The organism is Flagellimonas ochracea, from assembly GCF_009903685.1.
Taxonomy (GTDB): Bacteria; Bacteroidota; Bacteroidia; order Flavobacteriales; family Flavobacteriaceae; genus Flagellimonas; species Flagellimonas ochracea.
Map to the genome: position 1 here is coordinate 1 of NZ_JAAABI010000002.1, position 24173 is coordinate 24173.

Sequence of the window (24173 nt, forward strand, 5' to 3'; positions counted from 1 at the left end):
CTTGCATAACCGAACTTCATCTTAGGTGTAAAAAAGGGTATATAAGGTAAACTATTTAAGTGTACCGAAAAAGTAAACTCTTTAGAATCAGTGAACTCGTTTTACAATGAAAGTTCAATAAAACGGTGCTTAAAAAACCCGGTCTTGAAATAGAAATCGATATAAGGGCGAACGCAACGAAGTGGAGTGCTGCAAGCCCCAAATCTTGCCAAACTAACCTCACTGAGCGAGGCAATTCTATCTGTCAATGGAAAACATTCTTCTCATCCTTTGAGGTAATCCAATGGTCTGTTGCCCTTAATTTTATTTAGCTCCAACCTCTTACGATATTTTAGGCTTTAGATTGCTTTTCCATAGGTGCGATTTTGTTTTTTCGTCAAATTGTGTCAATTTTTTCGTCAAAAATTTCCAGTGTTTACAGGGCTTCCCAAAGGGTTTACTGTAGATTTCGGAAAAGTCTACTGTAGCCCCTGATTTTGCACAGTATCCCAAAATCTGTTCAATTGACTGGTTTTCAACTTGTTGAAGACCCGAAAACAACCGTGATGGCGCAATTTGCGCATCACCCTCTTGCTATTCCCTTAGTTTAGCGTCGACCATTTACATAGAGCTTTCCTTTAAGACAATCGTTGTTTGAATTACGGTCGTCTTTCACTCGGGAATACACTCGGTGACCGTAAGTGGCCACCGACCGATAAAGGAGGATTAGGCGCAGGGAAAGTCCAGGACTTATGCTTTTCAAATCCTTTTATCGGTCATCTCTGAACAGAATCAGATGGAAATACAGGCTTCAAGGCCTATTGTCCAGGGTTTCGATCTAGTTCAGATAACTGTGAACACATATCCCTTGGGCTGGGACCATCCCTCTGTGACAGTCCCGGGACCGGAACATATATCGCTGTCCATTTAGAAGAATAGAGGTATTGTCCTACCTTGGAACTTCAATGATATTGGATGGCAGCCAGACCGATAAAGGCGTATTAATTGCTATTCAAAGTTTAGGACTTATCGGTATCGATTAAATCCTTTATCGGTCATCTTCTGGACCGGCATCATATGGAAGTTCAGGTCTAGGGCCTATTAACAGGGATTTGATAATCGTTCAGTTGTCGGTTGTACTCTGATTCACGGATCTCTCATTTTTTAAACTTTTTTATCATGGAAAAATCTGACTTCAAGTTTTTTGTTGGCGTGGACATATCCAAAAAGTCCTTTGACATCGCCATTATCCAAGGAGACGACACGGACTCGTTCGTGTTCGACAATTCACAAAAGGGTACCAGGGCCTTTATAAGGCTGCTCAAGAACAGGGGCATTCCCTTGGAAAACACCTTGGTCTGTCTGGAACATACCGGTATATACGGCAGACTGGTCATCGCAAGGCTGCTCGAAAAACAGGCCAATTTCTGTGTCGAGATGTCGTTGAGGATCATCCGTAGCTTGGGGATACAACGTGGCAAGAACGATAGGCTGGACGCCATCCGGATCGCACGGTACGCCGCCAAGAACCACAACGAGATCGAACTGTACAGACCGGTGCCGGAGATCCTGGAAAAGGTCAATGCCCTGCTCAAGGTAAGGGACCAACTGGTCAGGTTCAGGGCGGACCTGTGCAAGCACCCCAATGAACTCAAGACCTTTGACCCGGAACTTGGAAAACTGGTCCAAAGGCACATCAAAAAGACCACCAAGTGCCTCAACGACGAGATCCGCCGCATGGAGGGAGAGATAGAGGCCCTTGTGCTCTCCGATGAAAGGTTGAACAACACGGTGCGACTGGCGACCTCCGTCACGGGGATAGGTATGTTCACGGCCCTATACTTTACCATCTACACCAATTTTTTCACCAAGTACGAAAATCCCAAACAGCTTGCCTGCTACTGTGGCGTGGTGCCCTTCGAGCATACCTCCGGCTCCAGTATACAGAAACGTGCCAGGGTGCACCATATGGCAAACAAGACGATGAAAAAGCAGTTGCACATGTGCGCGCTTGCCGAAGTCAGGCACGATCCGGAACTGAAGGCATATTATGAAAGAAAGGCCGGGGAGGGAAAGAACAAAATGTTGGTCCTTAACAATGTCCGAAACAAGCTTGTCCTTAGGGTCTGTGCCGTGGTCAAACGGCAGAGGCCCTATCAAAAAAGTGTCGCTTGATACCGATAACACCGAATTGTTCACTTTGTTCATTTTTGACTTGTTTTTAACATGGAAATCGATTTTTCACGCGAGCGTGAAAACCCAAATACCTTTCTTTGGTGTGACAAGCCATCAATAAATTCAGTGGTTCTTGTTGATTAGAAGTTGTTGATTAAACATATCTTCCCGAATACCACAAAAAACCGATAGGGACCAATCGCAAAAGTTCGAGATAAGAATTTAGAGTTTCAGCACTTCGCTATGCTTCATTCGATTTCTTTTCTAGATCTGACTCAAGTGACGTTTCCAATTTGCTTCTCAAAATCTCCATATCCTCACCAACCTTCCTTTCCAACACCTTTGCATAAATCTGGGTGGTGGTAAGTTTTCGATGTCCCAACATTTTTGAAATGGTTTCTATAGGTACACCATTGGTCAAGGTAACTGTCGTGGCGAACGTGTGCCTTGCCATATGAAATGTCAAATTCTTTTTGATTTTTGCTTCACTTGCAATCTCTTTCAAATAAGCGTTCATCTTTTGGTTGGAGATTCTTGGAAACAAAGTGTTGTTAATGATGGACCTAGTATCCTCTTTATAAAGTTCAATCAAGTCAAGAGCTTTTTTTAAAAGTGGTATTTTGACCGGGTTATGGGTCTTCTGTCTTTTGGTAATGATCCAATATTTTTTGTCTATGCCCATGACCACATTATCTTCCGTTAAAAGCATTAAATCCGTATAACATACTCCAGTATAACAACTAAATACAAAAAGATCCCTCACAGTTTTTAATCGCTTACAATCTAGTTCAAGGTTTTCAATCGCTTTAAGTTCCTCGGAACCTAAATACTCCCTATTCGTAGGGGTCAATCTTTGCTTAAACTGCCTAAAGGGGTCTTTATCTATCCACTCAAGTCGATAAGCCAGGGAAACCATTTTCCGTAATCTTTGAACATGCTTCATTACAGCGTTGTTACCAATTTGTTTTTGATAGTGATTGGGTTTATGCTTATGTAGAAAATTTTCAAAGTCGAGAATAAACTTATAATTCAATTCATCAAGCCTGATATCTTCCTTTTTCAATTTTTCCTTCAAAAACAAAAAGATATACTTCTGACTTGTCAGGTATAGTCTTGAAGTATTACCGTGAAGCTTTGGAAACATATTGGAATTATGATAGGACACTAAATCCCTCATGGTAAAATGTTGATTCTCCACTTCCTCATCCATAAACCTAGCCTTTACACTCTGAGGAGTGATATGCTTACCCTCTATTCGCAATTCTTGGAATGCATGGAACAAACCAGAGTAGAACTCGTCTAAATATTGATTGGTGGATTTAGCGTGAATAGAAGAATTTTTTACACGCTGCTTAGTTGAATCCCATTCATCGATTTGGATTCTTCGCTTTAAACTGATGCTAAGCTTTTTCCCATTTACGGAAATCCTAGCATAAATAGGGGCTTTACCATTTTTTGACCTACTGGAATAAAGCCAAAACAGAATGGAAAAAGTGGAATTTGACCTCATATTTGTCTTCTTTTAGTTAAATATTGATGAAGACGAAAGTCAAATCAAATCGAGTACATCAAATAAATTACTGAATTTTAATCACTTAGTTTAAAACAGTAACTTAAAAAATGTTGACGATTTGTGAACTTTTAAAGCACATATCATAGGAATTCAATTAAAATCAAAAAATATCAAATACTTGATATTCATTTATTTAATGATTTATTGAATCATTCGGAAGTCAAAAAGTAGCCCCGGCAAGAATCGAACTTGCATCTAAAGTTTAGGAAACTTCTATTCTATCCATTGAACTACGGGGCCATTCCCAAAAATGGAAAGCAAAAATATGTTATTTTAAAAAACTTTGCACGTAAAAGACCGCTTAAGTCACATCGGACAAGCTGGTGTTGAAAATTCACCAACTCAATGAGTTCGTTGCTTGGCTTCCTCCTTGAGTACTTTGTCTAAAAAGTTTCTGGAAAGAGGTTTGTCCACATAACCTGAAATCAATTGGTTCGCTTTGGCAATCTCACGATCCTTAGAATTAGTGAAGGCAGAAAGAATATACACCTTGGGAAGTCGACGTTCCCTGAACAAATTTTGCATGTTCTCTACAAAGGTCCACCCATCCATACCCTCCATTACAAGGTCTAAAAAAAGAATATCGGGAAGTTCTTTGTCATTTTCCAGTAGTTCCAGAAAAATAGACAGTCCCTCCTCCCCACTGGAACAGGTAATAATATCGGAGCTCTTTTCAGTTTGTTGAATACAGTACCGGGTAGCAAACTGCGACACCAAGTCATCATCAATAATACAGAAGGTAAGTCTCATTTGGGGTTGTTATAGGGGAAGTTATGTAATTCAAAACTAATGGCTTCCTTTCAAAAAGCCATTCAAATTCGTCGTTCTGCCCAAATATTCCGTTCAAAACCTTCTCAATGTGGCAGTCTTTTCCTCAAAACCCCATATAAAAAAGTACCCAAAACCGCACCAACAAGCACAATTATGATGGGCCAATAACCTGCTCCAACCAAGATATAAATAGGACCAGGACAGGCTCCAGCCAAGGCCCATCCCAAACCGAAAAGAATGCCGCCAATTGCATATCGGGCAAACGAACGTTCCTTTTCTTCAATTCTTATGGGTTCTCCAAAAAAAGACTTTGTGCCCGATTTTTTTGTCCATCCTACAAACAACATTCCAACAACCAAAGCTGATCCAATAATTCCATACATGTGAAACGAATCGAACCGGAACATTTCATAGATTCGAAACCAAGAGGCAGCTTCGGATTTGTACAAGACTATTCCAAAAAAGATTCCGACCAGTATATATAAAAAGTTCTTCATAATTAAAATATAATTGGGAACAACACATGGACCATGAAAAGTCCTCCGATAAAAAAGCCTATTACCGCAATAAGCGAAGGCCGTTGTAGGTTGCTAAGTCCAGAAATGGCATGCCCCGAAGTACATCCTCCTGCATAGCGGGCACCAAAACCAACCAAAAATCCGGCAACCAGTAAGATGGTCCATACCTTGGGTTGGGCCAGTGCTTCTACCGTGAACAGCTCGGTGGGCAGGTAAGCACTTCCTGCACTTTCAAAGCCAAGAGCCTGCAAATTTTCCACTGTTTCTTGAGAAATATTCACTGCTTCGTTAAGTGAAAGCAAATGTGCCGCAAAGAATCCTCCAATAACAGCTCCCAAAACTACCAACAAACTCCAGCGTTTAGGTTTGGTATCCACCTTGAAGTAGTCCACAAATTTTCCCGCACCTCCGATGGAGCAAAAGGTTTCCAAATTGGAGGACATTCCAAATCGCTTGCCCATCAAAATTAAAATGGCCATTATCAAAGCAATCAAAGGGCCCGAAACGTACCAAGGCCAAGGTTCGTAAAGCATATTCTTAGGTTTTTATCAAAACTAACTAAAAGCACAACATATTCTCCTTTATGTCTCAAACAAAGCTGTTTGCTAACAAAATCTGTTGGCTTTTTTCAATTTATTTCTCTGGAAAATATAACATATGTTTAGCACCAGTGTAAACCGTGTTGTCAAAAATTAATCGTGCTAACTGACAATAGAAAAGATTAAACATCCATCCAACCTTACTTAAAAAGCTGGATTTGTAAACAAAAAAGTTATTTCTTTCCGCCGTTCATCATGGCCAATACGGCTACCACCAATACGACGACGACCAAGGCAAATACCCCAATCATCCAGATACCGTTTTCCCAAGAAACCAAAGGGATTGATAGAAAAGTTTTCATAATCCATTATTTAAGCGTGTCTAAATTAAAGGGAACATATTCCGCAGCTCATGATATTTCTCATGAATACCGTAACAATGCCAGAGCGATTTTTTACACCTGTTTTCCCTTCAACATTTTGTTCCAATACAAATAGGGCAGACCATATTTTTTAAACATATATAGCCTCCAGTGTTCTTTTGCGCTATTGAACACCAACATTCTTTTAAGCTTGGGGTCGGGTATAAAATTATTTTTGTAATCGAACTCTGCAAGGGTCATCTTGCCATACCCGGTAACCAAGGGGCAGGATGAATAACCATTGTAGGAGTGGTTATCCGCTGGTTTGCTCTCCATGAGCTTCAATATATTGTCCACAACAATGGGCACCTGCTTTCGGATTGCTGCTCCCGTTTTGGCCGTGGGTAAAGCGGCTACATCCCCCAAACCGAAAATATTGCCAAATTTATTGTGTTGCATGGAATGATGGTCCACATCCAACCATCCTGAATCGTTGGACAATACCGAATCTCTTATGAATTTTGGCGCCGCTTGTGGAGGTGCTAAATGCAGCATGTCAAAAGGCACATGGATATCAATATCACCGTACATTTTTTCACCCAAGTCGTTATCTTCATTGATTACACATCGGTTTTCTTCGGGTGCGGTATGGCTGAAATGCACTATACGGTTTTCAACATCAATCGCTTTGGGAGCATAAAAAGGTTTAAAATGAATGCCGTACCGGTCGATTACCTTCATCAAGGTTTCCCGGATTTCCTTTACCCCAAAAATAACCGTCCCGGGGGTGGCAAAAATTACATTGGTCTTGTTTTTCAATCCATGCTTCCTAAAATAATCTGCTGCGAGATAGGCTATCTTTTGAGGTGCCCCACCACATTTAATGGGTGTTGTGGGTTGAGTAAAAAGTGCATTGCCCCCTTTGAAGTTCTTAATGGTTTCCCAGGTATGTTCTGGGTTTATATAATTACTACAGGCGATTCCCTTTTCAAATGCTTCGGGCAGTCCCTTTATCATTCCCGGTTCCATGACAAGCCCTGTGGCTACCACCAAAAAATCATAACTTACGTCCCCATGATTTTCGGTTGAAACAGCGTTGTTATCAGGTACAAAACCAGTAGCTTTATCTTTTATCCAATCCACTCCCCAAGGCATAACCTCGGTCATAGACTTTGCCGTTTTTTCGAAATCATAGGTCCCTGCACCCACTAAAGTCCAAGCAGGCTGATAGTAATGGGTGTCAGAGGGTTCGATAATGGCAATATCCAGCTTGGCGTTTTTCTTCAACAGTTGCGCGGCTGTCATGATACCTGCCGTACCTCCTCCGATGATCAAAACTTGATAATGCGATTTCATGGATAGTGTTTTAAAAAATTTCAACCTAAAATAGTTAGGAACCCCAAAAAAAAAAGTAACCCAGGTTACATACTTCGTAAAAATTCAGAATGGGATTTTAAATATGCCTATTACACCAAACGAAAAAACCACCCCGCAATGGGGTGGTTTTTCAATCAACCAACCAAGAAACTTAGTCTTTAACCTTACAAGTACGTATCCCAAAAGGAGCATACAAAGGACAAAAACTAACAAAGCTTGTCAACACGAAAATCCCTGCCAATACCAACAAGACCGTGGCCAAAGTTCCTGAAATCACATTGAAATAATACAATGCCACAATTGCCAGGGCAATAATAAATCGGATTAAGCGGTCCGCGCCGCCCATATTTTTTTTCATAATCAGTTAGTTTGTGTTTTCAACCAATAAAACAATCAAAGTCGCCAATGCGATGCAAATAATACAAACCAGCACCAATTTGTGCCATTTTCTTAGCTCCATTATCAAAATTAAGTCAATTTTGGCTATTTCTTGGTAACCTCGGTTACATAGGCACATCTGTTTTTATGTTATTCCTTGAATTGAACCCATTCAGGAATCGGAGAACTTTTGCGCACAAATTGTCCATAACTGCCATGTCGGGGCGATTGGACACTGAAATGGTTTTTGGCAGAAACATGCTAAAATACTACTTGTCCTTGGGATTTTTGGGATCAATTGATTCATGGTTTGTAAAAAAAAGATACGTTGTGCCTGTTGTTTACGCGCTATGCTAGGCATTCCATGCCCGGTATCCTCCTTTTAAATCGTAGATTTGAGTAAAACCCATTTTTACCAGCTTTCTTGCTGCTTTTTGGCTTCGGTTTCCAGATTGGCAGTACAAATAAACCGGTTGGGTTTTGTTCATTTTGGAGAAAGCATCATTAAAAGATGCCCCTTGAAAAAAATCAATGTTCTTGGCATTGTTGATATGTCCAGAACGAAATTCCCGCGGTGTTCTTACGTCAACCAATTGTACTTTGTCTCTTGAAATGGCTTTTTTATATGCTTCTGCATCTATAATTTTGATAGCATCGGAATCAGTGGATTTCTTAAAAAGAAAATCTAGAATTGACATAAGGATATATTATTAAACTACTGACTTTGTTGAATTAACGGTTATAACTAGAAATGAGCGATCAATCTTCGGAACTCCAATCCGTGTATCCTCCTTTATAATTATAAATTTCTTTGAAGCCCTCTTGCTTTAAGATTTCAGCAGCACGAGTACTTCGCCCTCCCATTTGGCAGTAGAGGTATACTGGCTTGTTCTTGTCCAAGGTGTTGATTTGCTCCATGAAGGATGCTCCATTTATATCAAAATTCATGGCGTCATCAATATGGCCATCGTTGTATTCTTGGGGCGTTCTCACATCCAGCCATTGTACTTCTTTTCCAATAACTTTAGCTTTCACAGTGGCTTTGTCAATATTTGTGATCCCTCCTTCATCCTGGGAATTGCAAGAAACCATCAAAAATGGTACAAGTGACATCAGAAACAATATAGCTCTACGATTCATTCTTTATCTATTTTAATGTTGTGGGGCATACGTAATCTGTGACTGGGATACCCACTTCTTTTATCGCTTTGAATCCCCCGGCAATATCCACCAAGTTGTGGATTCCCCTACTTTTAAGGATGGAGGCGGCAATCATGCTTCGGTATCCTCCTGCACAGTGTAGGTAGAATGTTTCGTCTTCTGGAAATTCGGATAGGTGATCATTGATGTAATCCAAAGGGGTAAGATGTGCATCTTCTATATGTTCGGCCAAAAATTCCGGTTCTTTGCGGACATCAAAAACAGGAATCTTTTGATTCAGTCGTTCTTTGAATTCCCCAGCATTGATGCTTTCCACGGTGTCCACTTCCTTTCCTGCCTTTTTCCAAGCTGCTAGGCCCCCTTTCAAATACCCTATGGTCCCATCGAAACCAACCCGGGATAAGCGCGTAATGGCTTCTTCCTCCTTACCTTCTGGAGCAATTAGCAAAATGGGCTGCTGAACATCAGCTATCAACGCCCCTACCCAAGGCGCAAAGCTTCCATCCAATCCAATAAAAATTGACCTTGGTATATGTCCTTTGGCATAATCACCTTGGTTTCGCACATCCAACATCACGGCACCGGTTTCATTGGCGGCCACCTCAAAAGCATCTGGGGTCAAGGCTTGGGTACCCCTTTCCAGTACAGTATCAATATCTTCATATCCTTCTTTGTTCATTTTTACATTCAAAGGGAAATATTGTGGGGGTGGCAACAATCCTTCTGTTACCTCTTTTACGAACTCTTCCTTGGTCATATCGGCCCGTAGGGCGTAGTTCATTTTTTTCTGATTGCCCAAGGTGTCCACCGTTTCTTTCATCATGTTTTTGCCACAGGCAGATCCAGCTCCGTGGGCTGGATATACGATGACATCATCCGCCAAGGGCATAATTTTGTTTCTGAGACTATCATACAATGTTCCTGCCAATTCTTCCTGCGTCATATGGGCCGCTTTTTGGGCTAAATCGGGCCTGCCCACATCTCCCAAGAAAAGGGTGTCCCCGCTAAAAATAGCATGGTCTTTTCCTGATTCATCTTTCAGCAAATAGGTGGTGCTCTCCATGGTATGTCCCGGAGTATGCAATACTTTTATGATCACTTTCCCCAATTGGAACTCCTGTCCATCCTCAGCAATGATAGCCTCATAGGATGGGTTCGCATTGGGACCGTAAATAATGGGTGCCCCGGTTTCCTTGGACAAGGTAACATGACCGCTTACAAAATCTGCATGAAAATGGGTTTCAAAAATGTATTTAATCTTCGCGTTGTTGGCCGCGGCTTGTTTAATGTAAGGCTGCACCTCACGCAAAGGATCCACAATGGCAACCTCACCCTCGCTTTCAATGTAATAAGCCCCTTGGGCCAAGCATCCGGTATATATTTGTTCAATCTTCATTTTTCTCTAAATTTTTTTCAAAGATAATGTAGTGTGCTACTTTGCACGGTTACCAAAGTTACAAAGTCCTTTTTTTGGCTTGTAGGGAAACCTTCCTTTGAATATTGCTTCTTTTATTATGATGGGTACAAAAATCCACAGCCTCAAAGGTCTGTACAAATAAGTTCTCCTCTCCCAAGATTTTTATCAGGCCACTGCTGTGAAGAATATCCCTTGTCGGTCCAATGGCACCGGTAATCAAAAAATCGATTTCTTTTTCCTTTAAATCGAGAATCAGGCGTTCCAACATGGTCGCTGCGGTACTGTCAATATAATTAATGGCTTCAGCATTAAGAATCACGTACCGCAGTTCGGCGCCTTTTTTATCCATTTGTTTGAAGAGTTCCTTTTTAAAATAGTCTTTATTGCCAAAGTAAAGCTGTGCATCAAATCGTAAAATAAGTTTGTCCTTGTCCACTTCCACCTCATCGGCAAAGCGACTTATATTCTTAAAATAGTTGGTGCCCTTTATCCTGCCCAAAATGGCTATGTGCGGTTTGGAGCTGCGATATACCAAAAGTAATAGGGACAACAATACACCAAGCACGATTCCCGCAATCAACCCTATAAAAAGGGTCATCAAGAACGTGATAACCAATAAAAAGAACTCATCTTTTCTATTTTTGAAAAGCTGCAGCGGATATGAAAGGTTAATCAAACCAAATACAGACACCATGATTATGGCACCCAAGACCGCATTGGGCAAATTGTGAAACAAAGGGGTTAAGAAAAGTAATACTGCCGCAATGAACAAAACACTAAAAATTAGGGACATTGTGGTTTTTGCTCCGGCTTCTTCATTGACAGCGGTTCTGGAAAAACTTCCCGAAATGGGAAAAGATTGAAAAAAGGAACCGAGCAGATTGGAAAGTCCCAAAGCCCGTAGCTCTTGGTTGGCATCCAGTTCATATTCCGAATGTTTTTCTTCCACTGTTTTTGCGATGGATATGGATTCCATGAATCCAAAAAGGGCCACCGTCATGGCCAGAGGCACCAACTGACCCAACAAATCTGTTCTTATTTCAGGAACTTGGAATGTTGGCATCCCTTTTGGGATTTCTCCGACCACCTGTATTCCCAAATCTCCAAGTTGAAAAAAAGTAACCAATAAGATTCCCAAAATGGTCACCAGCAAAGCTGTCGGTATTTTCTTATGTATCCTTCTAAAAATCAATATGAACAGCACACTTGCACCGCCCATTGCCATGGTATAGGGATTTACATCTTCCATACCGCGCAAAAGATTCGCAACAAGCTCGTAGATTTTGCTGGATTGGACAATCTCAATGCCCAATATGTATTTTAGTTGTCCTAGCCCAATCAAAATAGCCGCTGCCGAGGTAAACCCACTGATTACCGGTTTGGACAAAAAATTGATAAAGAATCCCATTTTTAAGAATCCCAAAAGAAGTTGAAGACCCCCTATCAGTGAAGTGAGGAACAATACCACTGAAATATACTCTGTGATATCGCTCAGTTGCAATGCACCTATTCCTGCCGCTACCAAAAGAGAATCCAATGCCACGGGGCCGACCCCCAGTTGTCGGGATGTACCCGTAAGGGCATAAACAAATTGTGGGACCAAGGCAGCATAAAGCCCATAAATGGGAGGCATGCCTGCAATCAATGCATAGGCCATTCCCTGTGGCACCAACATAATACCCAAGGTAATCCCAGCGACCATATCACCATAAAAAAATGTTCGGTCATATCGGGTTATCCAAGCTGTAAATGGAAAAAACCTTTTGAGCATGCAAGGGCTTTTTACAAAAATAGGGTTCCTCTGTTGATTTCAATGTAACATAGGAGACATAGTTACAGGTCCAGAATCTGGATATAGTTCCTATGAAGTTTCAATTTTTCCATGTTTTCCAATTTTTTCAACAGTCTAGAGATGACCACGCGTGAGGTATGAAGGTCATAGGCAATTTGTTGGTGGGTGTTTCGGATACGGTTGTCGTTGGTGACCTGCATCTTCTTTTTTAGGTATTCCACCAAGCGTTGGTCCAAGTTTTTGAACGCGATGCTGTCCACCGTGTTCAACAATTCGTTCAATCTGTGATGGTAGCTCTCAAAAACATAGTTACGCCATCCCTTGTACTTTGCCATCCATTCTTCCATTTTGTGTATGGGCACCATTACCAAGGCAGATTCGGTCTCTGCGATGGCCCTAATCTCACTTTTAGCATGCCCCATACAACAAGCCATGGTAACGGAACAGGTTTCGCCCTGCTCTAAATAGTACAACAACAATTCATCCCCTTCTTCGTCTTCACGAAGTACCTTAATCGCTCCTGATAGTAATAGAGGTATGGATTTAATATAGCTGCCAATATCCATAAGGATTTCGCCCTCTTTTACTTCCACAAATTTGCCAATGGATGCAATTTCATCCACCAGTTCCATTTCAAATTGACCATCGAAAGTGGTATAGAGTTCTTTTACCATAAAAAAATATTACTCCTAAGGTACTTATTTTGGTTCAAAGGAAACTCGACCCAATCAAACAGATTGTCATGTTTTCTTTCCACAGGTTCCACCATCTTTGAAACCAGTAAATCTGTTTACAATTCGCATGTCTTCATTTCGTCGTTCCAATGGATTACTAGAAAATATTAATACTTTTTTATACTATCATTTTCTTTTAACTTCTTATTTTTGATAAGCCTTAAATTTGTCGATATGAAAAAAATAGCAATCTTTTTATTGATTTTTTCCATTTTTGGGTGTACTTCAATGAAGAATACGCAAAACGTTGCCCAGAGTGAAGATGGTAAACACATACTGCCTCCCAACACTGCTTCCAATAAATATTCGAAGACCAGACAGGGTGGATAGTTGACAGGGGACCCCTAAAAAACAAAATGGCCTTCCGATTTGTCGGAAGGCCATTTTGTTTTGATTCTGTTCTTGGACTCCCCCAAACTCGTTTAGATAAGTCTGCCCAAAGAATTTCAGGTGAGGTTTTCTCTTCCATCCGCTGAAAATGAAAAAAGCCACACTCTCGTGCAGCTTTCTTGATTTTTGCTCCCCCTCTTGGGCTCGAACCAAGGAGGTTAACCTATTAAAATCCAGTTGTTTGATAACTTGTAAACTTTTAAGATATCCGAATTGTATGCCTTTCAAATTATTAAAATGATTTTGTAGTTTTAATCTATGCCTAGATTAATAAATTTTTATGGATTTAAAAAACCTTTAATTCATTATATGATTCTAGGTTTTGTTTTAATCACTGGTCATATCACCTCAGCTTTTGCTCAATTTGATTCAATATTGCAAAAGAAAATAATGATTGATATCCCTCTGACACCTGAAGTAAACCAAAAACAAGTCAGCCCTAAATCACACAGTGCAGGAATATACAGCCAAATACTTAACGCATCACAAACAACTATAAGTGCAGGAGATAAAATAACAGTTAAGCAATTTATCACAGGGTACGGTTATATTGATTTAGAATTAAACAAAATATTTTTCCTTCCTTCAGCGGATTTTTTGGAGCAATCATATTTAAAATCAGGGCTAAAAAAAGATAAGCAAAATATTCTTCATTGGGGTTCGGAAATAGACACTATAAAATATGGAGGTGCTTTCGTAAAACATCTCAATGGATACAATGCACAATTGAACATTGAATTTGATACAATCAGATTGAAGTATTTGCGTGACTCTTTAAATCTAAAATCCTCAAATTATGTTAAAAATATAATAACACTTGATTCTATGGGTGTTATTGACATAAATAACCATAAAACATTAAAACTAACTTGGCTAACAAACACATACTTTGATGAAGGGGAAAAAACAATAAAAAGATATCCTAAAATAGGAGAACTTCCGCCAGGTATCAATTTTTCTATTGAACGGCAAAAGGAAAATACTATAATGATTAACTCAGAAGTATCTTTAGATTCTTCAAATTCATCAGCTCCTTTGATTTGGGAGCTATACACGAAAGAAAGCACCCCCCCTGGCAAGTATAATTTAAATTTTGCTTTTACCTATCATAATGGAAAGGAATGGGTTATAGACGAAAAGAAAATTGAAATAACAATTATGAACTGGTTTGAAAGAAATGATAAATATTTAAAATATCTAGCCCTTTTAGCAACTTTAGCTTCTCTTTCTCCACTAATAGAGTTATACAAAATGATAAGGGATAAAAAGTTTTTGAAGAAGTTCATTAATTGGATTCGAAAAAGATTTAAACCTAAGAAAAGGAAAAAAAAGGAAAAATAATATCAACTATTTTGGTTGGAATCTTACATATAATAACATTACCTCTAATAACATTACCTCAAATGATTGGTTCCAATTAGACAAATGTTATCAGAAATAAACCCAGCTCGTTAGAACTGGGCTTTACATTATTTAACATACTTCCAAATATATCCTCCTGCATGTTTTCGTTCACCTCTACAAACCCTAGAAATTGAGGTTTAAGCAAACCAGAAAACATGCTGGCTTCAGTGACAGAGATATGCGTCTTAAAAAGCTCACCATTTAAACTATATTGATTAACCTGTTTTTTTCTTTCGTCTTTTGAAGGCTCAAAGTCTTTATTATTGCTCCAGTAATAACCTTATAATTTTTGTTTGTGCCCAAACAAGCTTTTGAAATCCCTTTTTTATTCAAAAAAGCGGGAAACATTCAACTGAAAGAGCAATGAAGTTTATTTGTAAACTCTTTAAAACAACAAAATCCAACACTCTTTCAAGTATTGGATTTAATTTTAGCTCCCCCTGCTGGGCTCGAACCAGCGACCCTCTGATTAACAGCCGAAAATGAGGTGTTTTCATATAGCCTCATTTACTTTCTTATGGTCTGATTATCAATATTTTATGAATTTTTTCTTTGCATTTGGCCTAGCAATTTTTACATTTAATAGCCCAATTGTTGTACCTATGTTGTACCCATATCAAATCAGATGATAACTATTAAGATTGTTCAGCGAAAGAAAAAACTATCCAATGGATTGTATCCAATCTTTTTGCGTGTTACTAAAAATAGACAATCAAAGTTTTATAAGACCCCTTTCAGTTCAAAAGAATCTGAATGGATAGCCTCCACCGGGGCATTTAATCGAAAAAAGGAAAATTACTTTCAATACAATAGATTGCTGGTCAAATTCAGGGAACGTGCTTACAAAATCGCAACTGATCTAGAAATCGAAAATCCTGATTATTCACTACAGGATTTCGACCGAAGTTATAGAATAACATTCAACCCAGTAAAGAATGATGTTTTTGCCTTTTTTGACGAGATTATTGAAGAAATGACTTTCGCTGGACGCATCGGAAATGCGAAGTCTTATAAGGATGCCAAAACCTCCGTGCAAATTTTCCATAAATTCAAGAAGCTCAGTTTTAGGGAAGTCAACCCTGCTTTCCTAAGTAAATACGACGCTTTTCTAAGGTCAAGGGGTGGCACCGATGGTGGAATCGGTGTAAAAATGCGATCTATTAGAGCATTATTCAACAAGGCTATCGAACGTGGTGTTATCAGAGAAAGCCTGTATCCTTTCAAAACCTATAAAATATCGAACCTTCGTGGCAAAGGCTTTAAACGTGCTCTGGATTTCGAAGAAATTATGAGCATTATCAATTTAGATTTGACCGATAACCCACATTTGATAAATACCAAAAACTATTTTGTCTTTAGCTTCTATACCAGGGGAATGAATTTTGCTGATATGATGTGTTTGGAATGGAAAGATGTTGATTCCAATGTCATTTATTACACAAGGGCAAAAACCAAAGGAAACTTTTCCATCGCTATAATGCCTCCGGTTCAAAAAATATTAGACTATTATCGCATACATGGTTATGGTAACAAGTATGTTTTTCCTTTACTTTTTCGAGAGGAATACACACCGACCCAACTGGCCGATAGAAAACATAAAATGCTAGGCATCTATAACAAGGAGTTAAAGGAAGTAGCCAAACTTTGTGACATAACCAAAAACGTCAGTAGCTATGTAGCTCGGCATAGTTTTGCCAATTGCCTTAAACAAAAAGGGGTTGCTACAGATGTTATAAGCGAATCTTTGGGGCATCAAAACTTAACTGTAACTCAAGCGTATTTAAAGGAATTGGATACTCAGATTGTAGATAAGGCACTTGAAGTTTTATTATAGACAACAATCTAAAATATCTTAGTAAAAATGCGAGAAAGTCATCCAATTTTAATAACCTTCTCGGAAAATTACTATAATCCGAGTCTTATAGATTTCTTAAATGAGAGACTCGCCACTGAGAAATATTTCTTTTCTAACGCCTATTAGTTATTACTATTTATCTTCATCGTCTCCGGATGGAAGCTCCAAAGCTTTTACAGATTGAATTGCATTACCTGCGATACCTTTGATGGAGCCGTACATGTCAATAGTGTTGGTAACGACCTTTTCAATTTGACGTTCCCTTTGTTTCCAGATTCTCTGCATTGAGCGTTTTTCGCTCTCCAAGTCGGATTTCATCTGGGAAAACCCTTCGACTATGGCCTCTATCTGCATACGGAAAGTAGTGCTGGTCAAAAAATCATAGAGCATCCCCATTTTGTCCCCTTTGTTTTCTTGAGTGGCCATAGCTAAGTTCAACTTTATAATGGATTCCCTTAACACGGCTGAAAGCCCCTTAAATTCTTCATAAGTGCAAACCCAAACCCCATCCAACATACCCAAACGGTCGAGACCAGAGGGCATAACTTCTGTCACCAATACACCGATGTCCGCATCACGTTCACGCATATCAGCCTTAAATTTTTCAATCCAACTAGTATGGAAATCTTTGGTGCGCTTGCTTTCGTAATAAATTTTACCGCAGTTTTGGCGGGTTCGGGTATTTACGACCTGAATGCAATCTGCGCCTCTTGCACCTTTTTTTATCTCGTCTATACTGTCCAATGGAAACTGCGCTGCCAACCATTCTTCAATAGCCAGTTCTTGCACCTCCCCCTGAAGCTGCATGGAACCTTGCTCTTGTTTTCGCTTCATTTCCTCCGTCAACTTCTTTTGGTCTTCCAATTGTTTTTGCAATTCACGGAATTTCAGCTCATTTTTTTCTTCCTCTGATTTTCGGATTTTGCCGCGCTCTGCAATTAGCACCTCATTTAGTTTTTTTTGAGCTTCGGCTTCGGCAGCTTCTTTTAGTTCAGACTTTTCACGCTTGAGTTTCTCAATTTCAGCCTTGGAACGATTTAATTCTTTAACTTGTTCGGATTTTTCGTTCAACTCTTTCTGCAAGGTCTCAAACTGTTCAGATTGCTCTTCAGCAAGTTTGGATTTGAGTTTTTCTTCAAGGGCTTTTCGGGCTTCTTTTAACTGTTTTTCCAAACGTTCTTGAAAAAGCTCGTTTTCTTGTTTTTTCTTTAACTCAAATTCTTGTCTGGCCTTTTCGAGTTTTTCTTGTTCAGCTTCGTATTTCTTTTTTTCATCGGCCAATTGAGACTGGTATTTCTGCCGAATCTCATCTTCCAATTGATGGGCCAAAATATCCTGTACATCGATGGATGTACCGCAGTTAGGGCATTTTATTTGGGTTTTGTTTTGCATATTTTTAACTTATTCTAAATCTATTCAATGCGTTTTATCAATTATTAGCTGTCCTAATTTTAGGAATAAATAACGAAGGGTTCCAATTATGTAGTAAAATTAAAATGGTTTTGGACCTACTCATTCCCACATACAATAATGTCCTTCCATTTTCTAAATTTTCTTCTGTTAACGGCTCTCTGGTTTGGGTGTCCCAATTCCATACTTGATAGGGTATTCTACCTTCATTCACTCCATTTAAAATAACGGATTGGTATTCTAATCCTTTTGATTGGTGAATAGTGTTAACCGTAATTCCATTTATTCCTGAAAGGGTATTAAAATACTTTTCAACAGTCCATGAAGGTGCCTCTTCATCACTTATAAGCTCAATTATTTCGTCAAAGTCGGAGTGATTAAATTTAAAGACAGAATTGAAAATATTGTTTAGTTCAGTAAGACCCTCAATTAATGGAATATTTGTATTCATTCTCTCTATCCTCGACACTATAGAGTTTGTCCAAAATGTTAGTTCTTTTTCATCTGTGAGAAAGTTATTCTCTAAAGCATGAAATTCGATATTTCTTCGAACTATTTTGAGATTTCTGACTCTTGGAGAATTTGTAAATTTGCTTATTGCTCTAATCAAACTAAACGTAGATGAATTCACACTTCTATGGGGCAAGGCACCCAAGCCTACAATATGGTAGTTTCGCCTCAGGTGTCTGCTAATAAAATAAGCATCCCTCCAACTCGTTGTTAAAACGGCTATTTCGGATAAGGGTAATTTTCCTTTTTCAATAAGATGTTTTACGTATGTTTCTATGGTTGCATTGTTATTGTCATTTGTGGTTTCTTGCAAGATCAATTTGTTATCAATGTCCTTGTACTTAGATTCATTTATTAGGTTGGGGTGGTTTTCAAAAAGAGTTGAATACGCATTAATGATATTGGTTGTTGACCGATATGTAACTTTCAACTCTTCTATTGAAGCCATAAAATCAGCCGATGCACGACTGAAAGCATCTTCAATGGCACCTGCAAATCCATATATTTTTTGCTTTTCATCTCCAACCATAAAAAACGTACAGTTCTGTTTTGTATTTATTGCTTTTAGAATTTCATATTGATAGATATTAGTGTCTTGAAATTCATCAATTGAAATTTCATAAAACTTGTTCGCTAACGAGCTAACAACAAAATCATTTTCACATATTATTTTGTACGATCTATATAAAATTTCATTAAAATCTATTGCCTTTTTAGCTTCCAAAAAGCTGAAGTATAACTCTGCAATATATTCAAGTGTAGAGCTATTTTCCCAAGCTACTGATTTGTCTAATTCACCATTTAATTCTCTTTTAATCTTATTTAACTCATCGAGTGGACTATCTCCAAGCTCAAAGTCTTCATTCAACTCAATGAATTCATTTAATTCCTCATAAGTGATAATTTTAGGTTTATCCCATGCATAAATCCAACCGAATGGTCGCAGTATGAACTCTAAACAAAATCTATGAATAGTTCCTACGAATATGCTTTTCTCTTGAGTAATCAATCTTGACGAAATCTCGTCTGCCCCGGCATTTGTGTATGTGATCAGAGCTAAACAGCGACTATCAGGCATTGACTCTAATCTGTGCTGTGCTCGTGCAACAAGGGTTCTTGTTTTCCCAGTACCGGGTGAAGCACTTACAATTGTATTGCCCTTCAAGTCAAATGCTACTTTTTTCTGTAGCTCATTTAGCATGACTTGCCTCGATTTTCTTATATGTTGTAATGTGAGATATAGCCTTGTCAATATATTCAGGAACTACAAAATCTTTGTCTATTAATAAACTCAATTCCTGGGCAAATCGACCTTTCATTACAGTATTGTCAATTCGTTTGAGTAACTCAGATTCCCATAATTCAGGATTTTCTTTAGTAGCTAACACCAAATTGTCGTATGATTTTTCATGTCCCAAATTGACAAAGCTTGCTTTCAAATAAGAATTGTTTACATAAGCAGTAGGGAACAAGTCTATTTCTAAAGTTTTTACTCCAGGAGAAACAATTACTCGATTCTCAACTGCCAGTTTTACTGCATTTTTAACCGCAGTTGTTGCTTCCTCCCCGTCATCAAGCTCATCTTTATCTCCATCAATTAATACAGAAACAGGGATTTCAAGGTTGTTGTTTTGTACGAGTTTTAAATATGGTTCAAAAAACCTGCTATGAATCGGGATAACGGATATGTTATGTTCTGTCAAGTTTACCCCAAAAACTTCTTTTGAAATAGATGGGATAATAAACTGCTCACCCACACCTTCAACAAACAAAATGGCAGATGCAAAAAACATCTCGCTACGTGTAGCATCTAAGTATCGCTTCAACAATTTACTTTCATGTTCCGAAAGCAATTCATCTTTAAAAGGCGCATACGATTTCACTTCATTTTCACTATTTTGAAATAGTACATTCAGGTTCTTGAATTCGCAGTCGCTTGCTATATGGGTTGAATGAGAAGTCATAAATACTTGGGTCGTCTTTAAAACATTTAGATTTGAAAACAGAATTTTTTGCAACTGTGGATGAAGATGTGCCTCTGGCTCTTCTATCAAGAGAAGATTGATTTCATGATTATTACTTGAGTTTTCTAGTTCCGCAATGAAAAGGCTCAAATACAAAATGTTTTTCTGCCCCAAGCCAAGAGATTGTATCGGTACATTATTACCCGAATTTGGATTGTAAAATAGATTTAATTGGCTCCAAGCATCAACATCGAAATTGGAAAGAAAACTAATCGAAATTGGAAATGAAAAATATTGGCCAGCAATATTCCCCCCTTTTTCTTGAATGTTCTTTGCCACATCTGGGATAAATTCTAAATCATTCAATTGAGATGATGAAGATTTTAAAATTGTCTTAACACTTTCCAATTCAACTTCTGAATTTTCCCTTGATTGACAATATTTACTGAGAAGGGATTTTGTGTTTCCATGCAAATCCGAATTAATATTTCTAAACGCATTGATATAGTATAAATTAATCCCCTCTAGGTCACGAAAGGAAATAGCATCAAGCTTTAGAATATCATCTATATTCAAAGAATTTCCACCAGCGTAGAGTTGCCATCTAAATTGGGATATTTCGATTTTGTCAGGCACTTCATCCCCTTCAATAAATTTAGTTCTATGTGCAAATAAGTATGTAATTCTGGCAGTGTTGTCACTTGTTTTAAACGAATGGAATGTGGGGAACGCAGCCAAGTTTTCACTGAATAACTCCACGCTAATTATTACATTTTCTCCTACCCCAATTTCATTCTTAAATCCATGAATATCTTTTATGTCCAAATTTCGAACATTGTAAGAGAGGCTGCGGTCAAGAACTAATCTTATAGCCCAATATAAATTACTTTTTCCAATATTGTTTTCCCCAATAATTGTTTGAAAACCTTCAGAAAAATCAATATTGAAATTCTTAAAGTTTCGATAGTTTCTTATTTTGACACTCTTGATATTCATAATTCTGTTTAATTTTCCATTTTAACACAATCCCCACTCACAAATTCCTTTTTGTTTTTTACACATTTGGGCAAGCCAGGACTTTGTACTTCCTCTCCCTTTTCTATTTTATTAGCAATTTCAAAATTGAGATCTAGTAGTTGCGAAAGAAGATCTTTTCGTTTTCCGAACCCGTAAGCAGCCAAAACTGCATCATCCAAGTTTTGATGAGCATCTTTCAATGGATTAGCCCCTGGCTCCTCTAGAATGCGGTAAATATCACGGAGGGTATAATTATGTTTATCCATTATTTTATTTCGCATTTCCCGTAATTTTTTTGCAGCAACAGCCACTTTCTTAACATCAGCCAGTTTTGGATTTTGTGGAAAGGGGAAAGTGTCCCAAATTGTATTTGGCGTATATCTAGGATCCCCTTTCATTGATGAACATTTTTCCTGATACCACAGAATATGAGCTTGCGACTGAATGATTCCAAAAGTGTAATTATCTTCAAACGCAAAAACCATTAAAGCATCATTAGGGTTTATGTCAGAAGAAACAAATTCAAAGATTGGTCTAGCTGAAACCCTTGAACAAGCAATGTATCTTTTCAATTTAGATAACACTTTGAATAAATCCTTCCTGCCATAAGAAAGTTGCCACCATTTATTGTAAAAATTGATGTGATGTTTATTGACTTTTGCTTTAGAATTATTTTCCAACGCCTTTTGATTTTTCTCCTCTTGTTCATTAGCTTTAGCTTCCCTATCAGGCAAAACAGATTTTTTGACCATTTCATAGGGTTCAGGGAAGGATGCCGCCTCAATAATGTCCTTGTCTGTAAAATCGATTACGAATCTCTCTGGTTGACTTTTTTCATTTGCAACAAGTTCCCTTCCAATCAAGAATGGTTTAACAACCTTATGATTGACTTTATTTTTAGCTAACATCTCTAAACCCTCCATTTTGGCAACTAAAAATCCTTCATGACCGTGAGTTTGCCCTTGAAAAACCTTTTTGGGTGACTTATTGCAGTCCAAGACTTTTGCCTCAGTCACGTCTATTTGCAGGGACAGACTACTGTTTATATTGTCTAATATATATTCTTGTAACTCATCATTTTTATCTTCTACGTATAGTCTCTTCTTACCTTGAAAATCACCTTTTGTCCAATTGACAATAGATACAAAGACCACAGCATCACCCGACCAAGGTTGAGATGATATGGCATTAAAAATAACACCTCCATTATCGGTGATATAATCAAGGCTTCCTTCTCTGCTATAATTCTGGCGGATGGTATTTGTTCCCACCAAACCAGCAAATCCACCATTATTAAGATTTTGGTGTGCCTTATAAAACCAATACACACAATAATCTGCTCTACCTGGGACATCCGGGTAGGCATTCCAAAGCTTATTAAGGTATTCTATTCCGTATTCCTCTTGCATCTTATTCTTGCTCTGATAGGGAGGATTGCCAACTATCACATCAGCTTCAATCCAATCTGTAAACAAGGCATCCGCATAAAGTATATTTTCATCCATATTGTCCAACGGTAAAGTTTCTTCCATTTGAAAAGGGATACCAGTTTGTATGGTATCGACCCATTCCCTTGTTTCCTTGATAGCAATTTCCTTCGCCAGCATAAGCGTGACCTTAGATAGCTCAACAGCAAATGGATTAAAGTCCATTCCATGAAATTGTTTGATGCTGACAATAGACTGTGTACCTATTTCACCAGCACTTTTAGGAAACTCAATATGAATTTTATTGAGCAGTTCCATTTCAACCCTTTTTAATTCACGAAAAGCTACGTACAAAAAGTCTCCACTACCGCAAGCGGGGTCCAACACCTTAAAACCAGCCAACTCCTTCCGAAGTTGCTTCATATCCTTTAGCGTTTTTGCCTTCGCTATTTTTTCACGCCATGGCTCGATAATAGTTGGATGAACAATTTTTAGAATATCCAGTTCGGTGGTAAAATGTGCTCCATAAGCATGGCGCTCTTCTGCGCCCATACTACTCTGAAAAATGGTGCCAAATATGGCGGGGTTAACCTTGTTCCATAATTTACTAGAGGCGTTTAGCAACATCTTAACCTCCTCGTCCGTTAATTCAATTGGTTCTGGCTTGGCAAACAAACCCCCATTGAAATAAGAAACCTCTTTGAATCTTCCTCCACGAGCAGACTCTTTATTATTCATTTGGTGAAACAGGCCTGCAATCAAATCGTACGCATTGCCTAATCCTTTGTGACTATCTAAGAGAATCTTAGTAAATATATCCTTGGGAAGCAATTGGTAATCTTCAGCAAACATGGTAAATACGGATTGCAAAAGAAACCGTTGAGCCCTTTCCCGTTCGACACCACGCTCGATGAGTGAGTTGAAAACCTTTGCCACTAAATCAGCAGTTTCCCTCGTGGCTTCCTCAAGGTTATTTTCAAAAATTGGAGTAGTTGCTTTTGGCAACATAAAATTGAACGCCGTATAACGGTCTTCAAGCTCCTCAAGTTTAATACGGTCAAGTGGTTCATCTTGAATGGCAAAATCATAAATAACAAACTCATTGAAATTGCAGAGGATAGAGTATTTGGGTTGATTTGGCCTGAGTTTCCACCAATAATCAAAAATTTGGGTACGATGGCTAGGAAGTTGGGCTCCCTTTTTCTTCATTTCGATGAGTACACGCTCACCCCATAACAAATCGGCAAAGTTGGTTTTCTTCTTTGATTTTACCCGAAACTCAAGTGTTGCCCCAGCCTCTTTATATCCGTCATGGCCAAAGGCTTGAAATAGTCTGTCACAGAACACTTGTGCTTCGCCTTTCTCGTCACCGTCTAAAGTTGAGACATATTTTATGAAGTTATTTATGCTGTCAATCATT

General features: G+C 38.6%; 20 protein-coding genes and 1 tRNA gene. 4 read left to right on the top strand and 17 right to left on the bottom strand.

Annotated features, from left to right (window positions below; all coding sequences use genetic code 11):
- Nucleotides 1-1158: 1158 nt before the first annotated feature.
- On the top strand, nucleotides 1159-2154 hold the full coding sequence (locus tag GTQ34_RS05505) for an IS110 family RNA-guided transposase (protein ID WP_166522792.1): 996 nt from the start codon (nucleotides 1159-1161) through the stop codon (nucleotides 2152-2154).
- Nucleotides 2155-2395: 241 nt separating this feature from the next.
- Here the strand turns inward: GTQ34_RS05505 and GTQ34_RS05510 are convergent, their stop codons facing one another.
- The 13 genes from GTQ34_RS05510 to GTQ34_RS05565 form a co-directional block, all read right to left on the bottom strand.
- Nucleotides 2396-3664, bottom strand: a complete 1269-nt coding sequence (locus GTQ34_RS05510) for a site-specific integrase (protein WP_166522793.1) — start codon at nucleotides 3662-3664, stop codon at nucleotides 2396-2398.
- Nucleotides 3665-3895: 231 nt separating this feature from the next.
- Nucleotides 3896-3967 (bottom strand) — tRNA-Arg (locus GTQ34_RS05515).
- A 102-nt stretch (nucleotides 3968-4069) separates the two neighbouring features.
- The gene (locus GTQ34_RS05520) at nucleotides 4070-4477 is read right to left on the bottom strand and encodes a response regulator (protein WP_166522794.1); all 408 of its coding nucleotides are present in this window, start codon (nucleotides 4475-4477) and stop codon (nucleotides 4070-4072) included.
- A 104-nt stretch (nucleotides 4478-4581) separates the two neighbouring features.
- Entirely contained in the window at nucleotides 4582-4995 is a 414-nt protein-coding gene (locus tag GTQ34_RS05525; RefSeq protein ID WP_166522795.1) for a YeeE/YedE family protein, read from the bottom strand.
- A 2-nt stretch (nucleotides 4996-4997) separates the two neighbouring features.
- Nucleotides 4998-5549: a YeeE/YedE family protein gene (locus tag GTQ34_RS05530; RefSeq protein WP_166522796.1), complete on the bottom strand. Its 552-nt coding sequence runs from the start codon at nucleotides 5547-5549 to the stop codon at nucleotides 4998-5000.
- A 239-nt stretch (nucleotides 5550-5788) separates the two neighbouring features.
- Nucleotides 5789-5917: a hypothetical protein gene (locus GTQ34_RS16870; protein ID WP_262885603.1), complete on the bottom strand. Its 129-nt coding sequence runs from the start codon at nucleotides 5915-5917 to the stop codon at nucleotides 5789-5791.
- A gap of 93 nt (nucleotides 5918-6010) precedes the next feature.
- Nucleotides 6011-7273, bottom strand: a complete 1263-nt coding sequence (locus GTQ34_RS05535; RefSeq protein WP_166522797.1) for an NAD(P)/FAD-dependent oxidoreductase — start codon at nucleotides 7271-7273, stop codon at nucleotides 6011-6013.
- Between the two features lie 172 nt (nucleotides 7274-7445).
- Complete coding sequence (locus GTQ34_RS05540) at nucleotides 7446-7652, bottom strand: YgaP family membrane protein (protein WP_166522798.1); 207 nt, start codon at nucleotides 7650-7652, stop codon at nucleotides 7446-7448.
- A gap of 373 nt (nucleotides 7653-8025) precedes the next feature.
- Nucleotides 8026-8370 (bottom strand): rhodanese-like domain-containing protein, encoded by a 345-nt coding sequence (locus GTQ34_RS05545; RefSeq protein ID WP_166522799.1) that lies wholly within the window; start codon nucleotides 8368-8370, stop codon nucleotides 8026-8028.
- 61 nt (nucleotides 8371-8431) lie between these two features.
- A complete protein-coding gene (locus GTQ34_RS05550; protein WP_166522800.1) occupies nucleotides 8432-8812 on the bottom strand; it encodes a rhodanese-like domain-containing protein in 381 nt (126 codons plus the stop codon).
- A gap of 7 nt (nucleotides 8813-8819) precedes the next feature.
- The gene (locus tag GTQ34_RS05555) at nucleotides 8820-10229 is read right to left on the bottom strand and encodes an MBL fold metallo-hydrolase (RefSeq protein WP_166522801.1); all 1410 of its coding nucleotides are present in this window, start codon (nucleotides 10227-10229) and stop codon (nucleotides 8820-8822) included.
- A 58-nt stretch (nucleotides 10230-10287) separates the two neighbouring features.
- The gene (locus GTQ34_RS05560) at nucleotides 10288-12021 is read right to left on the bottom strand and encodes a SulP family inorganic anion transporter (RefSeq protein ID WP_166522802.1); all 1734 of its coding nucleotides are present in this window, start codon (nucleotides 12019-12021) and stop codon (nucleotides 10288-10290) included.
- Between the two features lie 62 nt (nucleotides 12022-12083).
- Nucleotides 12084-12716, bottom strand: a complete 633-nt coding sequence (locus GTQ34_RS05565; RefSeq protein WP_166522803.1) for a Crp/Fnr family transcriptional regulator — start codon at nucleotides 12714-12716, stop codon at nucleotides 12084-12086.
- Between the two features lie 234 nt (nucleotides 12717-12950).
- Here GTQ34_RS05565 and GTQ34_RS05570 point away from each other — a divergent pair, with 234 nt between their 5' ends.
- The 3 genes from GTQ34_RS05570 to GTQ34_RS05580 all read left to right on the top strand — a co-directional run bounded on the left by GTQ34_RS05570 (nucleotide 12951) and on the right by GTQ34_RS05580 (nucleotide 16404).
- Nucleotides 12951-13106, top strand: coding sequence for a hypothetical protein (locus tag GTQ34_RS05570; protein WP_166522804.1), 156 nt, complete (start codon nucleotides 12951-12953; stop codon nucleotides 13104-13106).
- Between the two features lie 318 nt (nucleotides 13107-13424).
- Complete coding sequence (locus GTQ34_RS05575; RefSeq protein ID WP_166522805.1) at nucleotides 13425-14507, top strand: DUF8164 family protein; 1083 nt, start codon at nucleotides 13425-13427, stop codon at nucleotides 14505-14507.
- A gap of 688 nt (nucleotides 14508-15195) precedes the next feature.
- On the top strand, nucleotides 15196-16404 hold the full coding sequence (locus GTQ34_RS05580) for a site-specific integrase (RefSeq protein ID WP_166522806.1): 1209 nt from the start codon (nucleotides 15196-15198) through the stop codon (nucleotides 16402-16404).
- A 153-nt stretch (nucleotides 16405-16557) separates the two neighbouring features.
- Here GTQ34_RS05580 and GTQ34_RS05585 read toward each other — a convergent pair whose 3' ends face one another.
- The 4 genes from GTQ34_RS05585 to GTQ34_RS05600 are packed head-to-tail and all read right to left on the bottom strand — an operon-like array spanning nucleotide 16558 to nucleotide 24172.
- The gene (locus GTQ34_RS05585) at nucleotides 16558-17817 is read right to left on the bottom strand and encodes a DUF2130 domain-containing protein (protein WP_166522807.1); all 1260 of its coding nucleotides are present in this window, start codon (nucleotides 17815-17817) and stop codon (nucleotides 16558-16560) included.
- Nucleotides 17818-17854: 37 nt separating this feature from the next.
- A complete protein-coding gene (locus GTQ34_RS05590; protein ID WP_166522808.1) occupies nucleotides 17855-19546 on the bottom strand; it encodes a UvrD-helicase domain-containing protein in 1692 nt (563 codons plus the stop codon).
- The gene (locus GTQ34_RS05595) at nucleotides 19536-21305 is read right to left on the bottom strand and encodes an ATP-dependent nuclease (protein WP_166522809.1); all 1770 of its coding nucleotides are present in this window, start codon (nucleotides 21303-21305) and stop codon (nucleotides 19536-19538) included. Before GTQ34_RS05595 ends, GTQ34_RS05590 begins: the two co-directional genes overlap by 11 nt.
- A gap of 8 nt (nucleotides 21306-21313) precedes the next feature.
- Nucleotides 21314-24172, bottom strand: coding sequence for a DNA methyltransferase (locus GTQ34_RS05600; protein WP_166522810.1), 2859 nt, complete (start codon nucleotides 24170-24172; stop codon nucleotides 21314-21316).
- Nucleotide 24173: the final 1 nt, after the last annotated feature.

Coding starts and splice junctions, on each gene's coding strand:
- GTQ34_RS05580 (WP_166522806.1), top strand. CDS start 15,196: ATGATAACTATTAAGATTGTTCAGCGAAAGAAAAAACTATCCAATGGA.
- GTQ34_RS05505 (WP_166522792.1), top strand. CDS start 1,159: ATGGAAAAATCTGACTTCAAGTTTTTTGTTGGCGTGGACATATCCAAA.
- GTQ34_RS05555 (WP_166522801.1), bottom strand. CDS start 10,229: ATGAAGATTGAACAAATATATACCGGATGCTTGGCCCAAGGGGCTTAT.
- GTQ34_RS05550 (WP_166522800.1), bottom strand. CDS start 8,812: ATGAATCGTAGAGCTATATTGTTTCTGATGTCACTTGTACCATTTTTG.
- GTQ34_RS05570 (WP_166522804.1), top strand. CDS start 12,951: ATGAAAAAAATAGCAATCTTTTTATTGATTTTTTCCATTTTTGGGTGT.
- GTQ34_RS16870 (WP_262885603.1), bottom strand. CDS start 5,917: ATGAAAACTTTTCTATCAATCCCTTTGGTTTCTTGGGAAAACGGTATC.
- GTQ34_RS05535 (WP_166522797.1), bottom strand. CDS start 7,273: ATGAAATCGCATTATCAAGTTTTGATCATCGGAGGAGGTACGGCAGGT.
- GTQ34_RS05530 (WP_166522796.1), bottom strand. CDS start 5,549: ATGCTTTACGAACCTTGGCCTTGGTACGTTTCGGGCCCTTTGATTGCT.
- GTQ34_RS05540 (WP_166522798.1), bottom strand. CDS start 7,652: ATGAAAAAAAATATGGGCGGCGCGGACCGCTTAATCCGATTTATTATT.
- GTQ34_RS05585 (WP_166522807.1), bottom strand. CDS start 17,817: ATGCAAAACAAAACCCAAATAAAATGCCCTAACTGCGGTACATCCATC.
- GTQ34_RS05575 (WP_166522805.1), top strand. CDS start 13,425: ATGCCTAGATTAATAAATTTTTATGGATTTAAAAAACCTTTAATTCAT.
- GTQ34_RS05590 (WP_166522808.1), bottom strand. CDS start 19,546: ATGCTAAATGAGCTACAGAAAAAAGTAGCATTTGACTTGAAGGGCAAT.
- GTQ34_RS05565 (WP_166522803.1), bottom strand. CDS start 12,716: ATGGTAAAAGAACTCTATACCACTTTCGATGGTCAATTTGAAATGGAA.
- GTQ34_RS05520 (WP_166522794.1), bottom strand. CDS start 4,477: ATGAGACTTACCTTCTGTATTATTGATGATGACTTGGTGTCGCAGTTT.
- GTQ34_RS05560 (WP_166522802.1), bottom strand. CDS start 12,021: ATGCTCAAAAGGTTTTTTCCATTTACAGCTTGGATAACCCGATATGAC.
- GTQ34_RS05525 (WP_166522795.1), bottom strand. CDS start 4,995: ATGAAGAACTTTTTATATATACTGGTCGGAATCTTTTTTGGAATAGTC.
- GTQ34_RS05510 (WP_166522793.1), bottom strand. CDS start 3,664: ATGAGGTCAAATTCCACTTTTTCCATTCTGTTTTGGCTTTATTCCAGT.
- GTQ34_RS05595 (WP_166522809.1), bottom strand. CDS start 21,305: ATGAATATCAAGAGTGTCAAAATAAGAAACTATCGAAACTTTAAGAAT.
- GTQ34_RS05545 (WP_166522799.1), bottom strand. CDS start 8,370: ATGTCAATTCTAGATTTTCTTTTTAAGAAATCCACTGATTCCGATGCT.
- GTQ34_RS05600 (WP_166522810.1), bottom strand. CDS start 24,172: ATGATTGACAGCATAAATAACTTCATAAAATATGTCTCAACTTTAGAC.